At 70.9% G+C, this 23,144-nt stretch carries 24 protein-coding genes; 8 read left to right on the forward strand and 16 right to left on the reverse strand.

Annotation, left to right across the window (positions count from 1 at the left end):
• Positions 1 to 12: 12 nt before the first annotated feature.
• Positions 13 to 363: a DUF952 domain-containing protein gene (locus tag ACH4RG_RS08545; protein WP_397921445.1), complete on the forward strand. Its 351-nt coding sequence runs from the start codon at positions 13 to 15 to the stop codon at positions 361 to 363.
• On the forward strand, positions 360 to 1,241 hold the full coding sequence (locus ACH4RG_RS08550; RefSeq protein WP_397921444.1) for an SDR family oxidoreductase: 882 nt from the start codon (positions 360 to 362) through the stop codon (positions 1,239 to 1,241). Before ACH4RG_RS08545 ends, ACH4RG_RS08550 begins: the two co-directional genes overlap by 4 nt.
• Before the next feature lie 15 nt (positions 1,242 to 1,256).
• Here the strand turns inward: ACH4RG_RS08550 and ACH4RG_RS08555 are convergent, their stop codons facing one another.
• The 12 genes from ACH4RG_RS08555 to sodN form a co-directional block, all read right to left on the reverse strand.
• Complete coding sequence (locus tag ACH4RG_RS08555) at positions 1,257 to 2,438, reverse strand: DUF1266 domain-containing protein (protein ID WP_397921443.1); 1,182 nt, start codon at positions 2,436 to 2,438, stop codon at positions 1,257 to 1,259.
• Entirely contained in the window at positions 2,435 to 3,613 is a 1,179-nt protein-coding gene (locus ACH4RG_RS08560; protein ID WP_397921442.1) for a DUF1266 domain-containing protein, read from the reverse strand. The genes ACH4RG_RS08555 and ACH4RG_RS08560 overlap by 4 nt, the downstream gene beginning before the upstream one ends.
• 43 nt (positions 3,614 to 3,656) lie before the next feature.
• Positions 3,657 to 4,331 (reverse strand): response regulator, encoded by a 675-nt coding sequence (locus ACH4RG_RS08565; RefSeq protein WP_397921441.1) that lies wholly within the window; start codon positions 4,329 to 4,331, stop codon positions 3,657 to 3,659.
• Positions 4,328 to 5,662, reverse strand: coding sequence for a sensor histidine kinase (locus ACH4RG_RS08570; RefSeq protein ID WP_398539405.1), 1,335 nt, complete (start codon positions 5,660 to 5,662; stop codon positions 4,328 to 4,330). Before ACH4RG_RS08570 ends, ACH4RG_RS08565 begins: the two co-directional genes overlap by 4 nt.
• 28 nt (positions 5,663 to 5,690) lie before the next feature.
• The gene (locus ACH4RG_RS08575) at positions 5,691 to 6,875 is read right to left on the reverse strand and encodes an acyltransferase (RefSeq protein ID WP_398539278.1); all 1,185 of its coding nucleotides are present in this window, start codon (positions 6,873 to 6,875) and stop codon (positions 5,691 to 5,693) included.
• Positions 6,872 to 7,837, reverse strand: coding sequence for an alpha/beta hydrolase (locus ACH4RG_RS08580; RefSeq protein ID WP_398161186.1), 966 nt, complete (start codon positions 7,835 to 7,837; stop codon positions 6,872 to 6,874). The genes ACH4RG_RS08575 and ACH4RG_RS08580 overlap by 4 nt, the downstream gene beginning before the upstream one ends.
• Positions 7,838 to 8,090: 253 nt before the next feature.
• A complete protein-coding gene (locus ACH4RG_RS08585) occupies positions 8,091 to 8,963 on the reverse strand; it encodes an alpha/beta fold hydrolase (protein ID WP_398539279.1) in 873 nt (290 codons plus the stop codon).
• Between the two features lie 203 nt (positions 8,964 to 9,166).
• On the reverse strand, positions 9,167 to 9,370 hold the full coding sequence (locus tag ACH4RG_RS08590) for a DUF397 domain-containing protein (RefSeq protein WP_398161182.1): 204 nt from the start codon (positions 9,368 to 9,370) through the stop codon (positions 9,167 to 9,169).
• Between the two features lie 23 nt (positions 9,371 to 9,393).
• Positions 9,394 to 12,006, reverse strand: a complete 2,613-nt coding sequence (locus ACH4RG_RS08595) for an ATP-binding protein (RefSeq protein ID WP_398539280.1) — start codon at positions 12,004 to 12,006, stop codon at positions 9,394 to 9,396.
• A complete protein-coding gene (locus ACH4RG_RS08600) occupies positions 12,003 to 12,419 on the reverse strand; it encodes a hypothetical protein (RefSeq protein ID WP_398161178.1) in 417 nt (138 codons plus the stop codon). Before ACH4RG_RS08600 ends, ACH4RG_RS08595 begins: the two co-directional genes overlap by 4 nt.
• 212 nt (positions 12,420 to 12,631) lie before the next feature.
• Entirely contained in the window at positions 12,632 to 12,829 is a 198-nt protein-coding gene (locus ACH4RG_RS08605) for a hypothetical protein (protein ID WP_398161176.1), read from the reverse strand.
• 653 nt (positions 12,830 to 13,482) lie between these two features.
• Positions 13,483 to 13,878: a superoxide dismutase, Ni gene (gene sodN / locus ACH4RG_RS08610; RefSeq protein ID WP_030715437.1), complete on the reverse strand. Its 396-nt coding sequence runs from the start codon at positions 13,876 to 13,878 to the stop codon at positions 13,483 to 13,485.
• 188 nt (positions 13,879 to 14,066) lie between these two features.
• Between sodN and sodX the strand changes: the two genes are divergently transcribed.
• Positions 14,067 to 14,495: a nickel-type superoxide dismutase maturation protease gene (gene sodX, locus ACH4RG_RS08615; protein ID WP_397929264.1), complete on the forward strand. Its 429-nt coding sequence runs from the start codon at positions 14,067 to 14,069 to the stop codon at positions 14,493 to 14,495.
• Here the strand turns inward: sodX and ACH4RG_RS08620 are convergent.
• Complete coding sequence (locus tag ACH4RG_RS08620; RefSeq protein ID WP_018959073.1) at positions 14,408 to 15,028, reverse strand: ABATE domain-containing protein; 621 nt, start codon at positions 15,026 to 15,028, stop codon at positions 14,408 to 14,410. The two genes, sodX and ACH4RG_RS08620, sit on opposite strands and share 88 nt — an antisense overlap.
• Positions 15,029 to 15,116: 88 nt before the next feature.
• Between ACH4RG_RS08620 and ACH4RG_RS08625 the strand changes: the two genes are divergently transcribed.
• From ACH4RG_RS08625 to ACH4RG_RS08635, 3 genes are all read left to right on the forward strand, one after another.
• A complete protein-coding gene (locus tag ACH4RG_RS08625; RefSeq protein ID WP_397921417.1) occupies positions 15,117 to 15,878 on the forward strand; it encodes a class I SAM-dependent methyltransferase in 762 nt (253 codons plus the stop codon).
• A gap of 215 nt (positions 15,879 to 16,093) precedes the next feature.
• On the forward strand, positions 16,094 to 16,582 hold the full coding sequence (locus tag ACH4RG_RS08630) for a SigE family RNA polymerase sigma factor (RefSeq protein ID WP_397921415.1): 489 nt from the start codon (positions 16,094 to 16,096) through the stop codon (positions 16,580 to 16,582).
• A complete protein-coding gene (locus tag ACH4RG_RS08635; RefSeq protein WP_397921413.1) occupies positions 16,579 to 17,379 on the forward strand; it encodes a hypothetical protein in 801 nt (266 codons plus the stop codon). The genes ACH4RG_RS08630 and ACH4RG_RS08635 overlap by 4 nt, the downstream gene beginning before the upstream one ends.
• Positions 17,380 to 17,478: 99 nt before the next feature.
• Here ACH4RG_RS08635 and ACH4RG_RS08640 read toward each other — a convergent pair whose 3' ends face one another.
• From ACH4RG_RS08640 to ACH4RG_RS08650, 3 genes are read right to left on the reverse strand one after another with little or no spacing between them, the layout of a single operon-like run.
• The gene (locus ACH4RG_RS08640) at positions 17,479 to 18,243 is read right to left on the reverse strand and encodes an amino acid ABC transporter ATP-binding protein (protein WP_397921411.1); all 765 of its coding nucleotides are present in this window, start codon (positions 18,241 to 18,243) and stop codon (positions 17,479 to 17,481) included.
• Positions 18,240 to 19,208 carry an amino acid ABC transporter permease gene (locus tag ACH4RG_RS08645; RefSeq protein ID WP_397929269.1) on the reverse strand — a complete coding sequence of 323 codons (969 nt, stop codon included), beginning with the start codon at positions 19,206 to 19,208 and terminating at the stop codon, positions 18,240 to 18,242. The genes ACH4RG_RS08640 and ACH4RG_RS08645 overlap by 4 nt, the downstream gene beginning before the upstream one ends.
• Before the next feature lie 28 nt (positions 19,209 to 19,236).
• Positions 19,237 to 20,199, reverse strand: coding sequence for an ABC transporter substrate-binding protein (locus ACH4RG_RS08650; protein ID WP_397921407.1), 963 nt, complete (start codon positions 20,197 to 20,199; stop codon positions 19,237 to 19,239).
• Positions 20,200 to 20,726: 527 nt separating this feature from the next.
• Here ACH4RG_RS08650 and ACH4RG_RS08655 point away from each other — a divergent pair.
• Both ACH4RG_RS08655 and ACH4RG_RS08660 read left to right on the forward strand, forming a co-directional pair.
• A complete protein-coding gene (locus ACH4RG_RS08655; protein WP_397921405.1) occupies positions 20,727 to 21,980 on the forward strand; it encodes an NADP-dependent malic enzyme in 1,254 nt (417 codons plus the stop codon).
• Positions 21,981 to 22,159: 179 nt separating this feature from the next.
• Positions 22,160 to 23,128: a zinc-binding dehydrogenase gene (locus ACH4RG_RS08660; RefSeq protein WP_398539281.1), complete on the forward strand. Its 969-nt coding sequence runs from the start codon at positions 22,160 to 22,162 to the stop codon at positions 23,126 to 23,128.
• The last annotated feature ends 16 nt before the right edge of the window (positions 23,129 to 23,144 follow it).

The following is a 23,144-nucleotide window of genomic DNA, read 5'->3' on the forward strand; positions in this document are numbered from 1 at the left end:
TAGCGTGGTTCGATGACCGAACCGCTGCTGCACCTGGCCGAAGCACCTCTCTGGGAGGCGGCCGGCGGGACAGGGACGTACGAGATGTCCACCCGCGGCCGCACCCTCCAGGAGGAGGGCTTCATCCATCTCTCGCTGCCCCACCAACTCCCCGGTGTGGCCCGGATGCTGTACGGGGACGACGACCGGGACCTCGTGGTCCTGGTCGTCGACCCCGCCCGCCTCGCCGACCCCGTCCGGTACGAGGCGATGAAGCCCGGCGGCGAAAAGTTCCCGCACCTGTACGGACCGCTCCCGGTGGGCGCGGTCGTGGAGGTGCGGCCCTGGGACGGAGGACGACGAGAGGAAGACGAACCCCAGTGATCGGCCCCCTCATCGCGGTGACCGGAGCGACCGGAGCGGTCGGCGGCCGGGTCGCCCGACGGCTGGCCCGGACCGGTGTACCCGTACGGCTCCTCGGCCGCGACCCCGCCCGGCTCCCCGACCTGCCCGGCGCCGACCACGCGCCCGCCGCCCGCTACGGCGACGCGGAGGCCATGCGCCGGGCCCTCGACGGGGCCCACACGCTGTTCCTGGTCTCCGCCCACGAAAGCCCCGACCGGGTCCGCGAGCACACCACGGCGATCGACGCCGCCGTGGCGGTGGGAGTGGAGCGGATCGTGTACGTGTCCTTCCAGGGGGCCGCTCCCGACGCCACGTTCACCTTCGCCCGCGACCACTGGGACACCGAGGCCCACATCCGTACGGCCGAGCTCCGCCACACCTTCCTGCGGGACAACTGGTATCTGGCGGGGCTGCCCGCGATGACCGGGACCGACGGGGTGCTGCGCGGGCCGGGCGGCGACGGACGGGTGGCGGCCGTCGCCCACGAGGACATCGCCGACGCGGCGGCGGCCGTGCTGCTGGACGAGGGCACTGACCACGACGACCGGGTCTACGACCTCACCGGGCCCGAGGCGTTCACCCTCGCCGAAGCGGCCGACGAACTGACCCGGGTCACCGGGCGCCCCGTCGTCTACGTCCCCGAGACCCGCGAGGAGGCCTACGCCTCCCGGGCCGGCCACGGGGCCGAGGACTGGGAGGTGGCCGGCTGGGTCACCTCGTACGAGGCCATCGCCAACGGAGAGCTGGCCGCCGTCTCCGACGCGGTGCCCACGCTCACCGGGCACCCGGCCAAGAGCTTCGCGCAGTTCCTGGTCGAGAACCCGGACAGCTACCGGCACCTGCTGGCGGGCGGCTGACCTGGCGGCCCCGCCTCACCGCCACGGGATGTGACGCCACGGACTGCCCTCGCTCTCCGCCAGCAGACGGTGGGCGAGGACGTTCTGTTCGTAGAACGTCCCGTACTCCTCCTCGTCGAACCGCAGCACCCGCCCCAGCGCGTACCCAGCCGAGAAGTCCTCCCAGGAACGGTGGGCCGACTTGCTCAGCGCCCCCGCGTAGACGATCGCCTGCTCCGCGTCGGCGGGGGCGCAGTAGCGCGCCGACAGCCCCCAGCGCGCCAGGTTCACCGCCCGCCCGTAGTCGTACGCGACCGTCGTGCGCACCCGGCCGTCCGGCGGCAGCAGCCCGTCCGCGCGGAACCGGGCCTCGTAGCGCATGATCCGGCGCACGAGGTCCTCGATGCCCCTCACCGTGCCCGCGTCGGCCCCGAGGTCCTGGGCGTGACCGGCGGCGGTCTCGCGCCACAGGTCGGCCGAGGGCAGCTCGCCGAGCCCGGCCGCCAACTGCTCACGGGCCCGCAGCACGAAGTCCGGCTCCGGCGGGCTGTTGCGGGCTTCCAGCAGCACGTCCAGCTGCTTGCGCCACTCGGTGTGACCGGTGATGCCCCAGGAGTCGCGCAGCTGATCGCGCTCGGTGGTGTAGTCGCGGCAGACCGTTCCGATCTCGTTCCACGGCACCGCGTTGCCGATCGCCAGGTGCGCCCCGCAGGCCAGCCCGTACGCCAGCGGCCCGCGCAGCGCGCCGTGGCGCAGCGCGAGCAGCCGGTTCTCCGGGAGACGGTCGTTCTCGGCGTACGCGCGCTGCCACAGTGCCAGCTCCGTCGGGCCCGTCGGCAGCAGCAGTTGGCCGGGCGTCCCCACGTTCACCCCGAGGAAGACGTGCGGGTCGGGCCAGCCGAACTCGGCGGCCCAGCGCAGCGAGACCCCGTGGAAGACCCAGTCCGGATGCCAGGACGGCAGCATGCCCCGGGTGAGCACCGGCCGGCAGACGAAGCCGGCCGGGTCGTGGTGCGCGCGCCAGGTGATGGTGTCCGGCTTCGCGTCCACCTCGGCGCGCGGGGCCGGGATGTACAGCTGCGCCCCCGCCAGCGCCGCCAGTTGGGCCCGCGCGTCACCACGCAGCGCCGCCTCGTGGAGGAGCTGTTCGGTCTCGGCCGGCGGGACCCAGGGGGCCGGGGGAGCCGCGAGGGGGTTCGGATGGATCGAGAAGTTCATGACCACGCGATGTTCCGGTAGGGGCTGGTGGGGTCCTGGACGAGGATGCGGTGTTCGGTGAGCGACTGCCGGTACGTGGGCTCGGCCGCCTCCGGTCCGTCGTCCTCGGCCCGGTGGACCACCCGGGCCATGAGGTAGCCGAGGGAGAAGTCCGCCCACGAGGAGTAGGCGGCCCGGGCGAGTCCGCCGATCCGCAGCATGTCCTGCTCGGCCTCGTGCGGTTCGCCGTACCGGGCGCCGAGCGCGAGACGTACGACGTTGACCGCCCGGCCGAGGTCGAAGGCGGCCAGGGTGTCGACGCGGCCCTCCGGGGCGAGTGCGCCGTCGGCCCGGAACTTCTCCTCGTACAGGGTGATGTACCGCAGCGTCCGGTCCGCCACCGCCCGGTCGTCGGCGTCGCGCGCGGCGAAGGCACGGGCCACCGCTTCGGACCACTCCTCGTGCGCCGGTGTCCGTCCCAGCCGGTGCGCCAGGGTCTGCCGGGTCCGCAGGACGCCTTCCTGGACGCGGCCGACCAGCTGGTTCTTCATCAGGGAGGCGAGGCGGTCGCGGTACTCGGCACGGTGCGGGATGCCCCACGGGCTGCGCAGCCTGGCCCGGTCGGTCGCGTAGTCCTCGTAGGCGGCGCCGAGTCGGTTCCAGATCAGACCGTTGGTGACGGCCAGATGGGCGCCGAGAGCCAGCCCGTGGGCGAGCGGCCCGTGCAGCGGCCCACCGTCGTCGGTGAGCAGGACGCCCCGCTGCGCCCCGCCGGAGTGCTCGTCCGCCCTCGCCCAGGCCTTCAGCCGCCTGGGCCGGGCGTCGACCATCGCCGCGTACGGGGTGCCGTGGTTCACCGCGAGCCGGCGCACGTCGTACGGCCAGATCCGGGCCAGCTCGCCGAGACTCACCTCGCGGAAGACCCACTCCGGGTGCCAGGGCGGCAGCATGCCCTGGGTCAGAACCGGGACACAGGGCCGCCCCGAGGCCTCGTCGCGGATCGCGGGCAAGGGGGCCGTCCAGCCGGGGATGTCCGCGTGCAGCCGGGCGACGAGCACGTACAGCCGGGTCCGCGCGAGCAGTTCCACGACCGCGTCGGCGCTGCCGCCCGCGACGGCCGCGGACAGCGCGCGCTCGATCCCGGTGGGCGCCACCACGGTGCCGCCCGCTGTTCCTGCCCCGTTCCCCGTCGTCACGGAGCCGATCCTACGAAACGGGCCCCACGCCGGGTGCGGGAGGTCAGGGCCCGGCCGGGCGCACCAGCCCCGACTCGTACGCGAACACCGCCGCCTGGGTCCGGTCGCGGACGCCCAACTTGACCAGGATCCGCCCCACATGGGTCTTCACCGTCTGTTCCGCCACGATGAGCTGCCGGGAGATCTCCGCGTTCGACAGGCCGCCCGCGATCAGCGTCAGCACTTCCGTCTCGCGCTCCGTCAGCTCCCCGACGCGCGCCCTGAGCGGTGGGCGCGGGGCCCCGGCCGTCCGGGAGAACTCCACGATGAGCCGCTTGGTGATGTTCGGCGAGAGCAACGCGTCGCCCGCCGCCACCACCCTCACCGCGTGGGCCAGTTCGTCGGCCGAGGCGTCCTTCAGCAGGAAGCCCGAAGCGCCCGCGCGCAGCGCCTCGTAGACGTACTCGTCGAGATCGAAGGTGGTCAGCACCAGCACCTTCACCGTGGAGCCCTCGGGGGAGGTGATCCGCCGGGTCGCCTCGATACCGCCCAGCTCCGGCATCCGGATGTCCATCAGAACGACGTCCGGGACGAGTTCGGCGACCTTGGCGATCGCGTCGAGCCCGTTGACGGCCTGACCGACGACCTCGATGTCCGGCTCCGCGTTCAGCAGGACCGTGAAGCCCTGGCGGACCATCATCTGGTCGTCGGCGATCACGGCGCGGATGGGCGGTGTCATGGGGCGTCCTCGGTCGTCTTGGTTGTTCCGGTGGGCAGGAGCGCGGTGACTTCCCAGCCGCCGTCGGGTGTGGGGCCGGTGGCCAGCTCGCCGCCGAGCATCGCCACGCGTTCGCGCATCCCGAGCAGGCCGTGGCGTACGCCCGGGGAGGGCGGGGCCGGGCGGTCGGGCGGCGAGTTGACGACCCGGACGGTCAGACCGGCGGGCCGGTGGCCGATCACCACCTCGGCGCTCGCGCTGGGCGCGTGGCGCATCACGTTGCTCAGGGCCTCCTGCACGATGCGGTACGCGGACAGCTCGACGCCCGGCGGGAGGGGGCGGGGATCGCCGGTCGTGGAGCGGGTGACGGCGAGACCGGCCGAGCGCACCGTGGCGAGCAGGCCGTCGAGGCCGTCGAGGCCCGGCTGCGGGGCGTGCCGCGCACTCTGCGACGGGGCGTCCTCCGAGCGCAGGACGCCCAGCACCCTGCGCAGCTCGGTGAGGGCTTCCAGGGCGTTCTCACGGATGCCGGTCAGATTCTCCCGCAGCTCCTCGGTGGGGTGCTCCACCAGATGCGGGGCGACCTGCGCCTGGATGGAGATCACCGACATGTGGTGGGCGACCACGTCGTGCAGCTCGCGGGCGATCCGGTTGCGCTCCTCCAGCAGGGTGCGCCGGGCCCGCTCCTCGGCGGTCAGTTCGGCCTGGACGACGAGGTCCTTACGGGCCAGGCGCAGGCTGCGGAGTGCGGTGCCCAGGACGAGGGAGGTGGTGAACACGAGCACGGCCACGGCCGGGGTCACGTGCGGCAGCGGCGGCGTGCGCAGGGCGACGGTCAGCGCCGCCGCCAGCGAGATCGCCAGCGCGGCCACCGCGCGGCGCGGCCGGACACGCAGCGCCAGCAGGAACAGGGCGCCGCCCTGGAGCGCCGCTCCCGCGAAGGGGGTGGGAAACAGGAACTCGAGGCCCGGGGACGTAGGGCGGCCCGGGGGGACGGCGGCCACGGTGGCCAGCACCGACACGATTCCCAGCGCGGTCGCCGCCCACCAGGCTCCCACCGGACGGATCGTTCCGGCCACCAGCGCCGCGGACTGCGCGACGGCCACCAGAACCGCCAGGCCGCTGACCGCCGCGCCGTACGGGGTGAGCTCGACGGTACGGATCACCGTGACACCGACCGCGATGAGCACCAGCAGCACCAGGAACACCGGGCGCCACACCGGCGCGTTCGGCTCTCCCATGCGCGGCACCCGGTCGGCGGGCGCCGCCCACAACTCCTCGTGCAGGGTGCGCGGCACACGACCCGCCGCCGCCCGCAGCCGTACCGCCCTCGATGACGTCACCGCCCCCACAGCCCCCTCGGCTCCCTTGCTGCTCAGACTAGGCACGACGTGCGTGTCCCTTCCGCTCGGGGGAGGAGTCTCCCAGAGACTCCCGTACGACGAGGGAGCTCCCGCCGGGGCGCCGCCCGCCCTGCTCGTAACCCCGGAACGCGGCCCAGCACACCAGCAGGGCCAGCGCGAACACCGGCAGCCAAAGCAAACGGGCGAGCACCCAGCCGGCGCCGTCGGGCACGGTGTGCAGCCCCGGCAGCGGCCCGTCCGCGAGCAGCGCCGCACTCGTCGTGACGGTGATCATCGCGGTCTGGTGCCACAGGAAGACGGTCATCGCCGACAGGTTCACCACCGCCACCACCGCCCAGACCGCCGGCCTCCGCAGCGCCCGGCGCAACGGCCCGAGCAGTAGGAGGGCCGCTCCGCACTGCGCCAGGCCGAACGCCGCGGCGGCCAGGCTCGGCGGATCCAGATTGGACATCCGGCCGCCCGGAACGCCGACCATGGCGGCCGGATACCCGGCCCACAGGACGAGCGCGACCGCCGCCCCGGCCCCACCGAGCAGCAGCGCCCAGCGGTCCGTCCGGCCCCGCGCCCCGCCCCGGGCCACCAGCGCCCCCAGGCAGTAGGGCACCAGCCAGCCCGCGACCACGCTGATCCACCCCAGCTCGCGAGGACCGCCGAGTCCGAGGCGCACGAGGTCGACATGGAGCACCACCACGAGCGGCCACACCGGGTGCAGCCGCGCCACCAGCGGAGTCAGCGCCGTCAGCGCGGCGAAGACCAGCAGGAACCACAGCGGGGACCAGACCAGCTTGACCAGCGCCCGGACCGTCGCCTCGCCCACCCCGGCCACCAGCATCGCGACCGCCGCGAGCGCCCACACCACGAGCACCGCCACCACCGGCCGGAACAGACGCCCCAGCCGGCCGCGCACCCACCGCCCGTACGGCACGCGGCGCTGCCGGGCCGATGCCCAACTCCCCGCCGCGACCTGCCCGCCCACCAGGAAGAACACCGCGAGGGTCTGGAACACCCAGGAGACCGGCGTGAGTTCGGGCAGGTACGTCAACGGGCTCGCCCCGCGCACCGTGCCGCTGTCGGTGACCAGCGCGGTCACCAGCCAGTGCCCGCCCACCACGCCGAGGATCGCCAGGGCCCGCAGGGCGTCGACAGCCCGGTCCCGGCCCGGCGGCGTGGCGGCCTCGATCCGTGCGACGAGACCGGTCATCGGGAGGCCTCCAGCGGTTCGGCGCCCACGGTGATCCGGGCCAGGTTGGTCAAGGAGCGCGAACCGGGCAGCAGATAGTCGCTGTGGCCGCCGTCGCCCGCGTCGAACACCTCGGCCCCGAACCGGTCAGCCACCGGATCGGTCCCGAAGCCGACCGTCGCGACGAACGGCACGCGCACCCGGACATGGGGCACCCGGGCGATCCAGTCCCCGCCGCTCCGGCCCGCCCACACCCGGGCCCCGGTGCGCAGCGAGGCGGCGTCCCGGGCTCCGACCCCGGGGCTCCCGTAGAGGACCATGGCGTCGGCCGCCGTCCCCGGCGCGGACCGGGCGCAGATCACCGAACCGTAGGAGTGGCAGAGCAGGCTGATCCGGGCGCCGGGGAGCAGCACGCGCAGCCCGTCCACCAGCGAACGCAGCCCCGGCGCGGCCTCGTCGGCGCGACCGGTGGTCAGCACGGCCGGGCTGACGGTGCCGGGCGTGTGGTAGCCGAGCCAGGCGACGACGGCCGCGCCCTCCCCCAACTCCCGGTGCAGCGCCCGGGCGTCACGCCGCAACCGCCAGTACGCGTCAAGCCCGGCCCCGGCACCGGGCACCAGCACCGCGATCCGCCGGGCCGCGGGCAGGTCCCCGACGACCTCGGTGCTCCGACCACCGTCCCGCCCGTCGAACGCGAGGAACTGCCGCCCAGGCGCGGCCATCGCGCGCAGCGAGGCCGCCCGCCGGAGGTCGCCGTGCTCCGCTGCCGTCCGTTCGGCCGCCCGGATGTCCTGCCGGCTCACCGCGTACCGCCGGGCGAGCGCCGCCGGCCCCGCGTCCCGCAGCGTCCCGTGAGCGGTCGGCGCGGGGGCGGGCACGGCGGCGGGCCGGGCCGCTCCGGACACCGGCACGGCCACCGCGAAGGTGACGAGCGCGGCGAGCAGGGCGCGGAGCCGGCGGGGTCTGCGCGGGCGGTCGGGCATGGGGTGAGGTCCTTCCGTACCAGGGGCATCGCGTGCTTCCGGTACAGAAGTTATGGACGGGGAGCGGTAGTCGGCGTCCCGCTGGAGAGGGCACCTGCGGGGTGGCTCTCAGGTATGACGCGGGGGACGCGGGCGGGGGCGGGCCGGCCGGATCCCGTCGGTGGGGCGCGGTGCGAGCGGTGCGTGCCGTGCGGCGTCGGCCACCAGGGGCCAGAGGGCGGCATGATGTCAGCCCGGCCTGTGCGGCGCGGCGTCAGTCCCGGCCGGTGTGCTCCAGGATCGCGGCGGCGAGCGGGGCGTGCACCTCGCGGGGGAGTGCGTGGCCCATGCCCGGGATCTCGACGAGCCGCGCGCCGCGGATCGCCTGGGCGAGGTGTTCGGAGTGCGGGGGCGGGAAGACGGGCTCGGCGAGGGCCGAGACGACCAGGGCGGGCACGAGGGTCCTGGCGAGCTGCTCGGTGCGGTCCATCCCGGAGTAGTCGGCGCGGGCGTGCGCGGAACCGGCGCGGTGATGCCCGGTGTGCTCGATGATCCGGCGCTCCAGGGCCCGGGCGCGGTCGACGTCGAAGGGGATCACGCCGCCGCCGAGCGCCCGCCAGTGCTCCACGCGCCGCTCCAACTCGGCCTCGGGCCCATGGTCCTCCACGGGCCGGGCCCACAGCTCCAGCAGGGCGGGCGCGACGCCGGGAAGCTGCTCGGGCGGGACGCCAGCGCCGTCCGGGGCGGTGTAGGGGACGGAGCTGAGCGCTCGCGTCCCGAACAGGGTGGCGCTGAGCAGCCGCTCGGGGTGGTCGGCGATCAGCAACTGGGCGAGCATGCCGCCCAGCGACATCCCCACGACGTGCGCGCGCTCCACACCGAACGCGTCGAGCACGGCCACGGCGTCCTCGGCCAGCGCGGTGAGCGGGTAGGGCCGCTCGTCGAAGGCCCAGGTGGACCGGCCGGTGTCCCGGTGGTCGTAACGGATCACGCGATGTCGGGCGGCGAGCAACTCCACCAACTCGTCGGGCCAGCCGAGCCCGGAAGCCTGCGCGCCCATGACCAGCAGCAGGGCGGGGGCGTCGAAAGCGCCGTGCTCCTGGGCCCACAGGCGTATGCCGGGGGCGACTTCGACGAAGCGTTCCATGGTGGACCTCGCTGTCCTGATGAACCGAAGGAGAGACGCAACGTTGCGTCTCGTTAAAAGAGTAGTGCATCGTCAAGTGCGAGGCCAGTGGTGGCAGAAAGAAGGCCCGGCCGCCAGCCGCAGGCGGGCCGGCCGGGCTGCCGCGGTCGTGCCGCCTGCCGACGGGCCTGATAGGGCTCGGTGAACCGCCGGGCCGTCTCGGATTAAGGAGTGTCGCTCCTTGTCAAGGAAGTGAAGGCACTCCACGCCGTTTCGGAAAACCGCAGTACGGATCCGCCTGGTTCCTTCGAATCACGTATCGCTATTCCTTCTCCTTCGAGCGCGGCGGCCTCCACGCATCCCTGAGACCCTCCCGGCCCAGGAGGCTCACTCCTCGAACTCTTGAACCAATTGAGCTCCGTGTTCATGTCCGTCACCTTCTCTTCCGCTCCTAGGGTGCCTCTGGTTCGGAGAATTCTGCTTCGAGCTCCGCGCGGAAGGCGTCGGCTGACTCCGCTTCCGCGACGCCGATCGTGCGATAAATCTTCAACGCCTGCCGAATGGTAATGAGGGCGGACCGGCGGTCGCCGAGGTGCGCCTGGCATCGGGCGGTGCCCTCGATCGCCTCTGCCTCGGTAAAAGGGTTGCCGACCTGCCGGGCGAGGCGTCGAGCACGGCGGAAAGTGCCCAGCGCCTCGGTTGGATCCGTCTCGGCCCGGAGCGTCCCCATGCTGTACACGACTTGGGCTTCGCCATCAGGATCCCCTGATGCGCGGAAGAGTTCCCACGCCCGTCGGTACAGGTCGGCGGCGCCAGGCTTGCCGGCCGCCTGTTCCAGGCGGCCGACGGCGTGGAGTGTATTCGCCTGTCCGAGCCGGTCACCGACCGATTCGTAAAGGGTCAGGGCTCGCTGGAGGAATGCGGAGGCCGCGACACGATTGCCTGTCGTCTCCGCCAGGCGACCCAGGTCGTGGGACGTGTTCGCCTGCCCCAGACGGTTGCCGACCGCTTCGTAGAGAACCAGTGCCTGCCGGTGTGACGCGAGGGCTGCGGCATCGTCCCCGACCACCTGTTCCGCACGTCCGATGTCGTGCAGTGCGTGCGCCTGGCCCAGGCGATTCCCAATACTCGTGTAAAGCAGCAGGGCCTCCTGGTGAAGATCGACCGAGAGGCTGTACCCACCTGTTGCGTAGCGAGCCTGCCCAAGCATATTCAGAGCGTTCGCCTGTCCGATGAGGTTTCCCGTTTGCCGGTACAGGCTCAACGCGCGCAGGTGCAATTCCGCCGCCCCCGAATAGTCTCCCGTGGCCTGCTTTATCCGCCCCAGGCCGAAGAGGCTGATCGCCTGTCCCAGACGATTTTCGAGCTGTTCGTGAAGCGCCAGCGCCTTCTGTTGCAGTTCTACGGCTTCGGACCCGCGCCCCGTGATCTGCTGTGCATTGCCCAGCATATTCAGGGCATTGGCCTGCCCCAGTGGGTTTTCGAGTGTCCGATACAGGTCAAGCGCCAAGCGAAGGGTTTCCTCGGCGGTCGCGTAGTCACCCATAGCGGATTCAATCCGCCCGAGGTCGAACAGGGCGTTCGCTTGTTCGAGAGGGGTGCCGAAGTCCCGCGCCGATTCGGCAGCCGCTCGATGAAGCGCCGCGGCTTCCGGCCAAGGGCCCTCTTGCCGCAGATGAGACGCCAGCGCGGCCGTAAGCCCGATGGTGTGCCGGCTAGCGTTCTGGGGTTCCGTTTCTATGCAGGCCAGCAGGTTGACGCGTTCGGTGCGCATCCACTCCAGGGCCTGTTCATGGCTGCGCACGTCCGGGACGGCGAAGGTGGAGGGGCAGGAAGGCCCGGGTCGTTCGACGTCAGTGAGATACCGGTCCGCCGATTCCGCCGCCTGCTGATAGTAGGACTTCATGCGTGCGATCGTTCGGTCCTGCTCAAGTGGGGGATCTCCGGACGAAAGCGTCTGGGCGAACGCGCGGATGAGGTCATGGAACCTGTAGCGGTAGGTGGATATTTCCTCGACGAGGTGTTCCGAGTGCAGGAAGTCCAGCATGCGCCGTGCCTGAGCCACTGAAATGTTGCCCAATGCCGCCGCGGCGAAGGGGTCGATATGCACCCCGGCGTGCATGCCCAGCCTGCGGAAGAAGCGCTGCCTGTCGGCGGGAAGCGCACGGTAGGACAGGTCGAACGCGGCGGCCACCGCACGGTTGCCGGCCTGGAGCTCGTCCAGGCGGTCCAGCGCTGTGGTGAACTCGTCGACGAAGGCCGTGAGCTCACGGTCCGGGTGATGTGCCAGACGGGATGCGAGCAGGCTGATCGCGAGGGGCAGGTGACCGCACGCGGCGACCGCGCCGCTGATGGCGTCGCTGTTCGCGTCCGTCCGCTCGCGCCGTGTGAGGCGAACGAAGAGGTCGCTCGCCTGGTCGGGGGGCAGCGTTCCCAGAGATGTCAATGTCGCCCCGTCCAGGCCCAGGAGGCGTCGGCGGCTGGTGATCAGGACCAGGTTGGCACGGTGGGACGGCAGCAGCGGTTCGACCTGGGCCACGTCGGCGGCGTTGTCCAGGACGAGCAGCATGCGGCGGCCGGTGAGCCGGTCGCGCCACAGCGATGTGCAGGCCTCCAGGTTGCCCGGTACGTCCTTGGGCGCAATACCGAGACCGACGAGAAGGGTGGTCAGAACCCCGTGTGGGTCCGCCGGCTGACGCCCAGGAGTGTGTGCGTGCAGGTCGACGAAGAGCTGCCCGTCCGGATACCGGTCGGCAAGGATATGGGCGGTACGGGTGACCAGGGCCGTTTTGCCGACTCCTGGCATGCCGTCGATGGCGTGAATGGTCAACGCCCCGGAGGACACGGTGTCCGCGCGCATGATGCGCAGGAGTTCACTGTCGCGGCCGGTGAAGGCCGCGATGTCACGAGGGAGTGTGCGCAGTGCGACGACGGCGTCGGGAGGCGGTGGGGCAGCGAATGTCGCGTGCATGTCGTTGCCCGCGACAAAGATCTGAGCGTGTCCCTCGCCGTGGACCTCCTGTCGAACCCCGGATGAGGGGGTATCGCCGCTCAGTTCGCTCATGAGCCAGTGATGTGCTGGTCCCGTCCGGCCATGAAAATCCGCGCGTTGTCCCGTGCGTCCGCCTTCATGACAGCCGCTGGAGTGCCCCGGTCGTTGGCGTAGGAGGCTGCCGGAGTGAGCGTCCGGTCAATCAACTCTCGTATTTCGGACTCCATGTGAGGGGCTGAGTCGAGTAGCCGCTGAAAACGTTCTCCCCATGCCACGGTCAAGGCGTCCTCACCCGACTGATTTCCCTCCTGGTCTATGGTCAGGACCTGGGTGCGAAGGCGATCAAGGTCGGCATTCAGGTCGTCTGTTCGATTCGCGTGATGCTGCCTCCACCAGTCGGCCACGGCGTCACGGCAGTGCTGCCAGCTATCAGTAGCCATTGCCGCGACAAGTGCGCTGCCTGCCGCCAGCGTAAGGGGATCCATACCCTTCACCTCCCCTGTGAGTGTGGAGCCGTGATCGGTGTTAGCGCGCTACCTACCCAACCAGGCCCAAGAGTAAGCCTGATCAAGGTCGATCGACACCGTCGGTGGCGCGCAGAAATGGCGGGTTTCCACCTCGAAGAAGAGAGGGGGCTCGTCTTCGAGGTACAGGAGCTCCCCTTCGCTCCCCGGCTACTGCTGATCAAAGGGAAAGATCAATTTCTCCTCTTGAACTGGTAGGGCAAGATCTTTCGGGTGAGGTAGTTGACCATGAGTTCGTAGTGGTCTCGTCGGCCGTTGAAATCTTCTTTGGTCCGCCACGAGATGACGTCCTTCGCTCTGGCCCGCTTGTAGTCACCGAAGGTGAGCGAGTCGCCGGAGCGGGAGGCCGGGACCGAACCGGCTGGGAACACAGCGTGAGGGTGCGCGCAGCGTGCAGGGGCATCGCATACGGAGCACGGCAGCCACCGCGGCGACCGGTCTGACCGGAGTGCCCGCCCTCCAGGGAGCCGCGGGCGGGCGTAGGCGGGGCGGGCACCGGAGCGGACGGAAAGCTCGGGACCGGAGCGGGCCGGTCCCGAGCGTGCGCGACGTCCTCGTGCGCGTCCTGACCTCGTAGGTGAGTTGCTCGACCGCGAAGGTGTCGGATGTCGACTTCAAGGCGGGCGCCATCCGCGTCGCATGTCACCGACGCCCTGTCGGCGCGCCTCGCCGCACGGCGCTCGGGAAAGTGGCTGTGCGACGGAGGAAGGTAAGCCTCTCGACATACCGCCACTGGAAGAGTGAACTGAGTGTAACTACGCCCGGAGAACGGAGCGGCGGAGAACGAGGTGGCCGAGCGTGAGGGCCGCGAACCCGTCGAGCTGCCGCACATGGTGACTCATGGCCTGCCTTACTTCTTAGCCTCCGCGCTCGTCTCCGGCGGGGTGAGCGTCAAGCCGCTGCCCGGGCGAAGAAGACCGCACCCGGCCCGCCATGGACGCCATGCTCGGCGGCCTGCGGACCGGGTGCGGACCGGTAGGCGACATGACCAGCGAAACCGCAGGTCAGACGGCCTAACCGTAGATCAAGCCTTCTTGGTCTCCCAGAAGATCCGGTCGACCTCGGCGATGAGGTCCAGAGCCTTCTGACCCGTCTTCGGGTCGTTCGAGCCCTTGGCCGCGGAGAGCGCCTTCAGGGTGTCGTTGACCAGCTGGTGCAGCTCCGGGTACTTCTCGAAGTGCGGGGGCTTGAAGTAGTCGCTCCAGAGCACCGAGACGTGGTGCTTCGCGAGCTCGGCGCGCTGTTCCTTGATCAGGACGGCGCGGGTGCGGAAGTCCGCGTCCTCGTTGGCCTGGTACTTCTCCTGGACGGCCTTGACCGACTCGGCCTCGATGCGGGCCTGGGCCGGGTCGTACACGCCGCAGGGCAGGTCGCAGTGGGCGCTGACCTTCACCTTGGGGGCAAACAGGCGGGAAAGCATGGAGCTGTCCTCCTCGTGATCGTCTTCTCAGGTGGGACATTACTCCGTGGAGCGCCGCTTTCCGTGGCTGCCCCAGGGGCTTAGGTCAAAAGTCCGGTGTGAGAATCGGGCCGTCGGCCGAATGTACGGAGTGGCACTCGGGTGATGTGCTGACGATGTGATGGAGGAGGAACCGGAAGGTGCCGGAGATGCCGGGGCGGCGACAGGTGTCCGGAGGTGGGCGGGTGACGCGGCGTCCGTTGCGGGTGGTGGAGGTGACGGGCCCCTCGATGGTGCCCACGCTTTACCACGGCGACCTGCTGCTCGTGCAGTACGGGGCACCCGTGAGCCCCGGTGACGTGGTGATCCTGCGGCACCCGTTCCAGCAGGACCTGCTGGTGGTCAAACGGGCCACCGAGCGGCGGCCCGGCGGCTGGTGGGTGCGGGGCGACAACACGTTCGCCGGCGGGGACAGCACCGACTACGGGACCGTGCCGGAGGAGCTGGTGCTGGCCCGGGTGCGGGCCCGCTACCGGCCCCTGGCGAAGGGTCAGCGGTCGGTGACGGCGGTGCTGGGCTGGGCGGTCTCCGCGCTGCGGCCGGTGCGCTCGGCCTCCTCGCGCTTGCGGGCCCGGTAGGCGGCCACGTTCGCGCGGGTCGCGCAGCGGTCCGAACAGTAGCGCCTGGAGCGGTTCGTGGAGGTGTCCAGGTAGGCGTTGCGGCACGGCGCCGCCTCGCACAGGCCGAGGCGGTCCACACCGTGCTCGGTGAGGTGGAAGGCCAGGCCCATCGCCGCGATGGCCGCGTAGCCGGCGGTCGCGTTCGACGGGTGGTCGGCCAGATGCATGTGCCAGTCCGGCCTGCCGTCCTGGTCGCGTACGTCGTGCCCCGAGATCTGCGGGCTCACCGGGAACTCCAGCAGCAGCGAGTTCAGCAGGTCGACCGCGAGCGTCTCGTCGTCGCCGTCCGCCGCGTCGAAGACCGCGCGCAGCCGTGCCCGTACGGAACGGAACCGGGTCACGTCCGCGTCCGTCGTCCGCCGGGCCGCCTGCTGGTTGGCTCCGAAGAGCTCCCGGACCGCCTCGACGGAGGTGAGGGCGTCCTTGTTGCGGGCCGGCTCCTCGGTGTTGACCAGGCGCACGGCGTAGTCCGAGTAATAGGCCAGTTCCACTTGTAGTCCTTACGGTGTCGGTCTAGAGTCGGGGCGTCGGCCAGTGTAATGGTCGATTGACGTAAACGGGCATTACGTGGAGGTTGGCGTGACGGAGACGGCTACGGGCACCGACTGGCAGTCCTGGCAGGAGAGCTGGGACCGGCAGCAGGAGTGGTACATGCCCGACCGCGAGGAGCGGTTCCGGGTGATGCTGGACATGGTCGAGGCGGTCGTCGGACCCGAACCGCGGGTCCTCGACCTCGCGTGCGGTACGGGAAGTATCACGGACCGGCTTCTCAAGCGGTTCCCGAACGCCACGAGCACCGGAGTCGATCTCGACCCCGCGCTCCTGGCCATCGCCCGCGGCACCTTCGACGGAGACGACCGGGCGGCCTTCGTCACCGCCGATCTCAAGGACCCCGACTGGACGGCCCGGCTGCCCCACACCTCGTACGACGCCGTCCTCACCGCCACCGCCCTGCACTGGCTGCACAGGGACCCGCTCACCACGCTCTACAGGCAGCTCGGCGGCCTCGTCCGGGACGGTGGGGTGTTCATGAACGCCGACCGCACGATCGACCCGGCCACCCCCCGCATCAACGCCGCCGAACGCGCCCACCGGCATGCCGCGATGGACCGCGCCAAGGCCGCCGGGGCGCTGGACTGGGCCGAGTGGTGGGCCGTCGCCGCGAAGGACCCCGTCCTGGCCGCGCCCACCGCCGAGCGGTTCGCGATCTACGGCGAGCACGCGGACGGCGACATGCCCTCCGCCGACTGGCACGCCCGCACCCTGCTGGCCTCGGGCTTCGGTGAGGCCCGCGCGGTCTGGGCGTCCCCCTCGGACACCCTGGTCCTCGCCGTCAAGTAGCCGCCCGAAACTGCCGCTCGCGAACAGGGGCAGCAGCACGGCGGTGAGAGGGGCGGTACGGGCTTCGGGCCCGTACCGCCCCCTTCTTTCTTCGTCGATGCCCGCAACCTCCGCCGGGGCCCGGCGCACTGGAAGGGGGAGACGGTCCGCCTCCGCGGGCCGGGGAGCGGAGAGAGATGGGGGCAGGGAATTGTCAGTTCCGGGGAGGGGTCCGTATGCGGGCCGATGACGACGCGGCGCTGCACGAATTCGTCGAGGGCCGGCGCACCGCACTGTTCCGCAGCGCCTACCTGCTCTGCGGCGACCGGCACGAGGCCGAGGACCTCGTCCAGAGTGCCCTGGTCAAGGTCGTCCTTGGCGGCCGGAGGCACGGGCGGCTCGACAACATCGAGGCGTACGCCCGTAGGACGCTGGTCAACACGTTCATCGCGAGCCGGCGCAGGTTCTGGCGGCGGGAGCGGGCGTACGGCGAACTGCCCGACCGCCCGGGGAACACGGCCGACACGGACACCGGTCTGGTCGTCAGGGAGGCGCTCGCCCGGCTCACGGCCAGGCAGCGGGCGGTGCTGGTGCTCCGCTACTGGGAGGACCTGAGCGTGGAGGCCACGGCCGAGGCGCTCGGGATGCGGACGAACACGGTCAAGAGCCACACGGCTCGGGGCCTGGCGGCGCTGCGCGCCGGGATGGCGGAGGAACTGGTATGAACGACGTCCGTGAACTGCTCGACCGCGCCGCCGAGGGAGCGGGGAAGCCCGCGTTCTCCGCCGGGGCCGTGTACGCGAAGGCCGACCGGATCCGCAGGCGCCGCCGCGTCGCCGCCTCCACCGCCGTCCTCGCGGTGGTCGCCGCCGGGGCGTTCGCCCTGCCCCGGACGGGCGGCGACGAGGACCCCGCGCACACCTCGGTGGCGTCGGCCGGGCCGTCCGCCTCCCCGACGCCGTCGGCTTCGGTTCCCGCGTCGGACAAGGCCGGACGGCTGGCCTCGCTCCTGCCCGCGGATGTGGGGAGGATCGAAGAGGTCTCGCTCGCCGTGCTCATCAAGAAGGCGACGCCCGAACAGGCGCGGACCACTTACCTCGGTCCGCTGGACGGGCACTACGCGTTCCGCCGGGACGGCGGCGTCGGCTACCTGTTGCTCACCCTGGAGGACCGGGAGGCGGTGGAGAAGAAGATGGGCCGCCCGGCCGATCCGGACGAGGACCTCTGCGTCCGGGTGGGCCAGGAGCCGTCCCGTTCCGACTGTGAGCGGGAGGTGCTCCCCGACGGCCGGGTCCTGACGACGTGGCGCGACACGATGGACGTCGAGGGTGAGGACAGCGTCGACTGGGGGCCCGAGCTGGTCGGCCGGCTCATCCACCGGGACGGCTCGCAGTTCCTCGTACGCTCCAGCACCGGCTTCGAAGGAACCGGCACCCAGGGGCCGTTGCTGTCGGAGCCTCCGCTCTCCCGGCAGCAGCTGAAGCAACTGCTCACCGGCCCGGAGGTGCTGCCGAGGGACTGAGGGCGCGAGCGCCCACGCGCGGTGGGCGGCCGCACACGCGGGAGGCACGCGGGAGGGCGGTGCGGGACCACGGCCCGCACCGCCCTCCCGTACGCGGGCCTACAGCACCTTGGACAGGAACGACTTCGTCCGGTCGTGCTGCGGGTTGGTCAGCACGTCACGCGGGTGGCCCGACTCGACCACCACGCCGTCGTCCATGAAGACCAGCGCGTCTCCCACCTCGCGGGCGAAGCCCATCTCGTGGGTGACGACGATCATCGTCATACCGTCCTCGGCCAGGCCGCGCATGACGTCGAGGACATCACCGACCAGCTCCGGGTCGAGTGCGGACGTCGGCTCGTCGAAGAGCATCAGCTTCGGCTCCATCGCCAGCGCGCGGGCGATGGCCACGCGCTGCTGCTGCCCGCCGGACAGCTGGGTGGGGTAGTTACCCGCCTTGTCGGAGAGGCCCACCCGGTCCAGCAGCTTCTCGGCGCGGGCCCGGGCCACGGCCCTGGACTCGCCCTTGACCTGGACCGGCGCCTCCATGACGTTCTCGATGGCCGTCATGTGCGGGAACAGGTTGAAGCGCTGGAAGACCATGCCGATGTCGCGCCGCTGGAGGGCGACCTCGCTGTCCTTCAACTCGTAGAGCTTGTCGCCCTTCTGCCGGTAGCCGACCAGTTCGCCGTCGACCGAGAGCCGGCCGGCGTTGATCTTCTCCAGGTGGTTGATGCACCGCAGGAAGGTCGACTTGCCGGAGCCGGACGGGCCGATCAGGCAGAACACCTCACGCGGGGCGACCTCCAGGTCGATGCCCTTGAGGATGTGGGCGGCGCCGAAGGACTTGTGGACGCCCTCGGCCTTCACCATGGGGGTGGTCATGCGGAGACACCTCCGGAGGGCCGGTTGCTGAACGCGGCGAGGTTGACCTTGACGCGCTGCAGCGGCGTGAGCGGCAGCGAGCGCAGCGAGCCGCGGGCGAAGCGGCGCTCCAGGTAGTACTGGCCGACGCTGAACACGCTGGTCATCACGATGTACCAGATGGACGCGACGAACAGCATCTCCATCACCGCGTACGACGTGGAGCCGATCTGCGAGGTCGAGCGGAGCAGCTCGTTGTACGTGACGGCGTAGACGAGCGACGAGGTCTTCAGCATGTTGATGAACTCGTTGCCGGTCGGCGGGATGATCACGCGCAGCGCCTGCGGGAGGACCACACGGCGCATGGTCTTGCCCTGGGTCATGCCCAGCGCGTGCGAGGCCTCGGTCTGGCCCTCGTCGACCGACTGGATGCCGGCCCGGCAGATCTCCGCCATGTAGGCCGCCTCGTTCAGCGCGAGCCCCAGCAGGGCGCACATGAACGGGGTCATGACGTCCGTCATCTCGTCCTTGTAGATGAACGGGATGTTCAGGACCGGGAAGATGAGCGCCAGGTTGAACCAGAGCAGCAGCTGTACGTAGACCGGGGTGCCCCGGAAGAACCAGATGTACAGCCAGGCGACCCAGCTGGTGACCGGGTTCTTCGACAGGCGCATCACGGCCAGCACGACGCCGAGGATGACGCCGAGCACCATCGCGAGGACGCTGATCAGCAGGGTGCGGCCCGCACCGGCGACGACCGTGCTGTCGAACAGCTTGTCGCCCACGGCGTGCCACTGGATGTTGCCCTGCGAGAAGGCGTACCCGAGGGCGACGAGGAGGCCGATGACCACGACGCCGCTGATCCAGCGGCCGACATGGCGGACCGGAATGGCCTTGATGTTCTCCGGGGCCGGGGTGGCGCCCTTGGAGACGGACACCGGGCCGGCCGGTGAACCGGCGGGTGTCTTGTCGAACTTGTCAGTCATGGTGACTGCCCTTCAGTGAAGCGTCCGGTCACTTGCCGCCGTTGATGGCGGCCTTGTCGATCGCTCCCGTACCGGCGCCCCACTTGTCGAGCACCTTCTGGTACGAACCGTCGGCGATGATCGCGTCGACGGCCTCCTTCAGGGCGTCGCGCAGCCCGGTGTTGTCCTTCTTGACGGCGATGCCGAACGGGCCGGCGTCGACCTGCTCGCCCACGACCTCGAACGCCTTGCCGCCGTCGGCCTTGCGGGCCAGGTCGACCGCGACCGGGTAGTCGTTGACGCCGGCGACCGCGCCGCCGGACTTGACGCGGGTCTGCGCCTCGGTGTCGTTCTCGAACGACTCGATCTTGACGGCCTCCTTGCCGCCGTCCGTACAGGCCTTCGACTGCGTCTTGAGGGCCTTCTCGTACGTGGTGCCGCGCTGCACGGCCGCGGCCTTCCCGCAGAGGTCCTCGATGGACTTGATGTTCTGCGGGTTGCCCTTCTTCGTGTACACGGCGGTGCCGGCGAGGAAGTAGTCGACGAAGTCGACGCCCTCGCCCAGCTTCTTGCCCGACTCGTCCAGGCCCTCCTGGCGCTGCTTGTTGTCCGTGATCGACGACATCGCGATGTCGTGACGCCCGCTGTTCAGGGCGGTGATCAGACCGTCGAAGGAACCCGAGGTGAACTCGAACTTCACGCCGAGCTGCTTGCCGAGAGCCTCGGCCAGATCGGGGTCGACGCCCACGATCTTTCCGTTCTCGACGGACTCCATCGGGGCGTATTCGGCATTCGTGCCGACCTTGATCACACCGGACTTCTGGTACTTCTCCGGCAGCTTCGAGAAGAGCGGTGCGCCGCTCTTGGTCTCCTTGCCGCTGCCTCCCTCCTGGGAGGAGCTGTCTGTCTGGTCGCCACAGGCGGTGAGCAGCAAGGAGCCGGCGACCGCGATGGCGCCGATCGCCGCAATCCGGGACTTCGCGGTCGTACGACGCGTGGTGCTTGCGGTCATGTCGGGATCCTCCGGCAGGTGAGGGTGAGGTGCTGGTGGGCGGCTTGGCACGCACCTTCGAGTGTCGCCACCTTGTGTGATGACGGCATCCTGCCATTCGGACTGGCTCATGCAGGGGTCCGGCCATGTCAAAATCGGATAACGGGCGACCCCCGAACATCAACGGCCGGTGCGCGAGAACCGGACCATCTGTGGGGATTCATTCCCCCTGCCGGAGAATCTTCGGCATGTCTTGACTGGTGGGCGGCATTTATGCCGGTTTGCCGACTTGTCCAGATATTCGACTATGAGTCACGTCACCGCGTCGATATGGACTCGTCCGTAACACCGTTCGTCCGGTAAGAAAGACGTTTACACCCCTCATCCGGGGCTCAGGGCGCGTGTGCGGCGCGCCCGCGCGTACGTACCACCTATCCCTGCCGGGGCGGGCCAACCGCCCGGTGCGGGGCGCGTACGCGGTGCCCGCCCACCCCTCCTCAACCAGGAGTGGCCACCCTCAAACGATGAAGACTTAAGGGGTCAACACCATGGCAGCGGAGATCGTCAATCCTCGCAGCGACAGCACCATCGACAGCACCGCCGACAGCGCCATCCAGCGCACGAGCGCAGTGGACACCGGGGCCGACGAGCCCTTCGATCCGGCCTTCGCCCTTCACCGGGGCGGGAAGATGGCCGTGCAGGCCACCGTCCCGATCCGGGACAAGGACGACCTTTCCCTGGCGTACACGCCGGGGGTGGCGAAGGTGTGCAGCGCCATCGCCGACAACCCCGAGCTCGTCCACGACTACACCTGGAAGTCCCAGGTCGTGGCCGTCGTGACGGACGGCACCGCCGTGCTCGGCCTCGGCGACATCGGGCCCGAGGCGTCCCTCCCCGTCATGGAGGGCAAGGCCATCCTCTTCAAGCAGTTCGGCGGCGTCGACGCGGTGCCGATCGCGCTCGCGACCACCGACGCCGACGAGATCGTCGAGACCGTCGTCCGGCTCGCCCCCTCCTTCGGCGGGGTGAACCTGGAGGACATCTCGGCGCCCCGGTGCTTCGAGATCGAGCGCAAGCTCCAGGAGCGGCTGGACATCCCGGTCTTCCACGACGACCAGCACGGCACGGCCGTCGTCACCCTCGCCGCCCTGCGCAACGCCGCGAAGCTCTCCGGGCGGACGCTCGGCGATCTGCGCGGTGTCATCTCCGGCGCGGGCGCGGCGGGCGTGGCCATCGCCAAGTTCCTCCTGGAGGCGGGGATCGGCGACGTCGCGGTGGCCGACCGCAAGGGCATCGTCAGCCGTGACCGCGACGACCTCACCGAGGTCAAGCGCGAGCTGGCCGAGCTGACCAACAGGGCCGGTCTCTCCGGTTCGCTGGAACAGGCGCTCGCCGGTGCGGACGTCTTCATCGGCGTCTCGGGCGGGACGGTCCCGGAGGCGGCGGTGGCCTCGATGGCCCCCGGCGCGTACGTCTTCGCGATGGCCAACCCGAATCCGGAGGTCCACCCGGACGTCGCGCACAAGTACGCGGCGGTCGTGGCGACCGGGCGGTCGGACTTCCCGAACCAGATCAACAACGTGCTGGCGTTCCCGGGCATCTTCGCGGGCGCGCTCCAGGTCCGGGCCTCCCGGATCACCGAGGGCATGAAGATCGCCGCGGCGAACGCGTTGGCCGACGTGGTCGGCGACGAGCTGGCGGCGGACTACGTGATCCCGTCGCCGTTCGACGAGCGGGTCGCCCCCGCGGTCACCGCGGCGGTGGCCGCGGCGGCCCGTGCGGAGGGTGTGGCTCGGCGCTGATGTCGCGTTGAGCGGTTGCGGGTGGGCGGGGCCTGTACCGGTACGGGCCCCGCCCGCTTTCTGCCTGCGGGCCCGGCTCGGCCGGCCGCAGGGGCTGGCTCGGGAAGGCCGCCCCGCTTGGTGCGCGTCACACGTGCGGGCGGTTCCGCGGGCCGCCCCGGCCCGCCTATCGTCGAGCCATGTTCGCCGCCTACGCAGCCCGCATCGATCCCGACCAGCCCGTCGACGGCCTGGAGCTGGGTGATCGCCCGGCCCCCGAGACGCGTCCCGGGTGGACCACCGTCACCGTCCGGGCCGCGTCCCTCAACCACCACGACCTCTGGTCCCTGCGGGGCGTGGGCCTCCCGCAGGAGCGGCTCCCGATGATCCTCGGCTGCGACGCCGCCGGCGTCGACCAGGACGGCAACGAGGTCGTCCTGCACTCCGTCATCGGGCAGTCGGGGCACGGCGTCGGGCCGAAGGAGCCGCGCTCCATCCTCACCGAGCGCTACCAGGGCACCTTCGCCGAGCAGGTCACCGTCCCCACCTGGAACGTCCTGCCCAAGCCGAAGGAGCTCAGCTTCGCGGAGGCCGCCTGTCTGCCGACCGCCTGGCTCACCGCATACCGGATGCTGTTCACCAACGCCGGGGTACGGCCCGGCGATTCCGTGCTGGTCCAGGGCGCCGGCGGCGGGGTCGCCACCGCCGCGATCGTGCTCGGCAAGGCCGCCGGGCTGCGGGTCTTCGCCACCAGCCGGGACAAGGCCAAGCGTGAGCGGGCGGTCGAGCTCGGTGCGCTGGAGGCGTACGAGCCCGGCGCCCGGCTGCCGCAGCGCGTGGACGCCGTCATCGAGACCGTGGGGGCCGCCACCTGGTCCCACTCCGTGAAGTCGCTGCGCCCGGGCGGCACCCTCGTCATCTCCGGGGCCACCAGCGGAGACCGGCCCGCCCACGCCGAGCTGACCCGGATCTTCTTCCTGGAACTGAGGGTCGTCGGCTCCACCATGGGGTCCAAGGACGAGCTGGAGGACCTGCTCGCGTTCTGCGCGACCACCGGGGTGCGCCCGGTCATCGACGAGGTGCTGCCGCTGGACCGCGCCGGGGAGGGGTTCCGGCGGCTGGAGTCGGGCGACCTCTTCGGAAAGATCGTGCTCACGCCGACCTCCTAGCTCCGCCAAGAACGCT

Source organism: Streptomyces sp. NPDC021019 (assembly GCF_044333295.1).
Classification (GTDB): domain Bacteria; phylum Actinomycetota; class Actinomycetes; order Streptomycetales; family Streptomycetaceae; genus Streptomyces.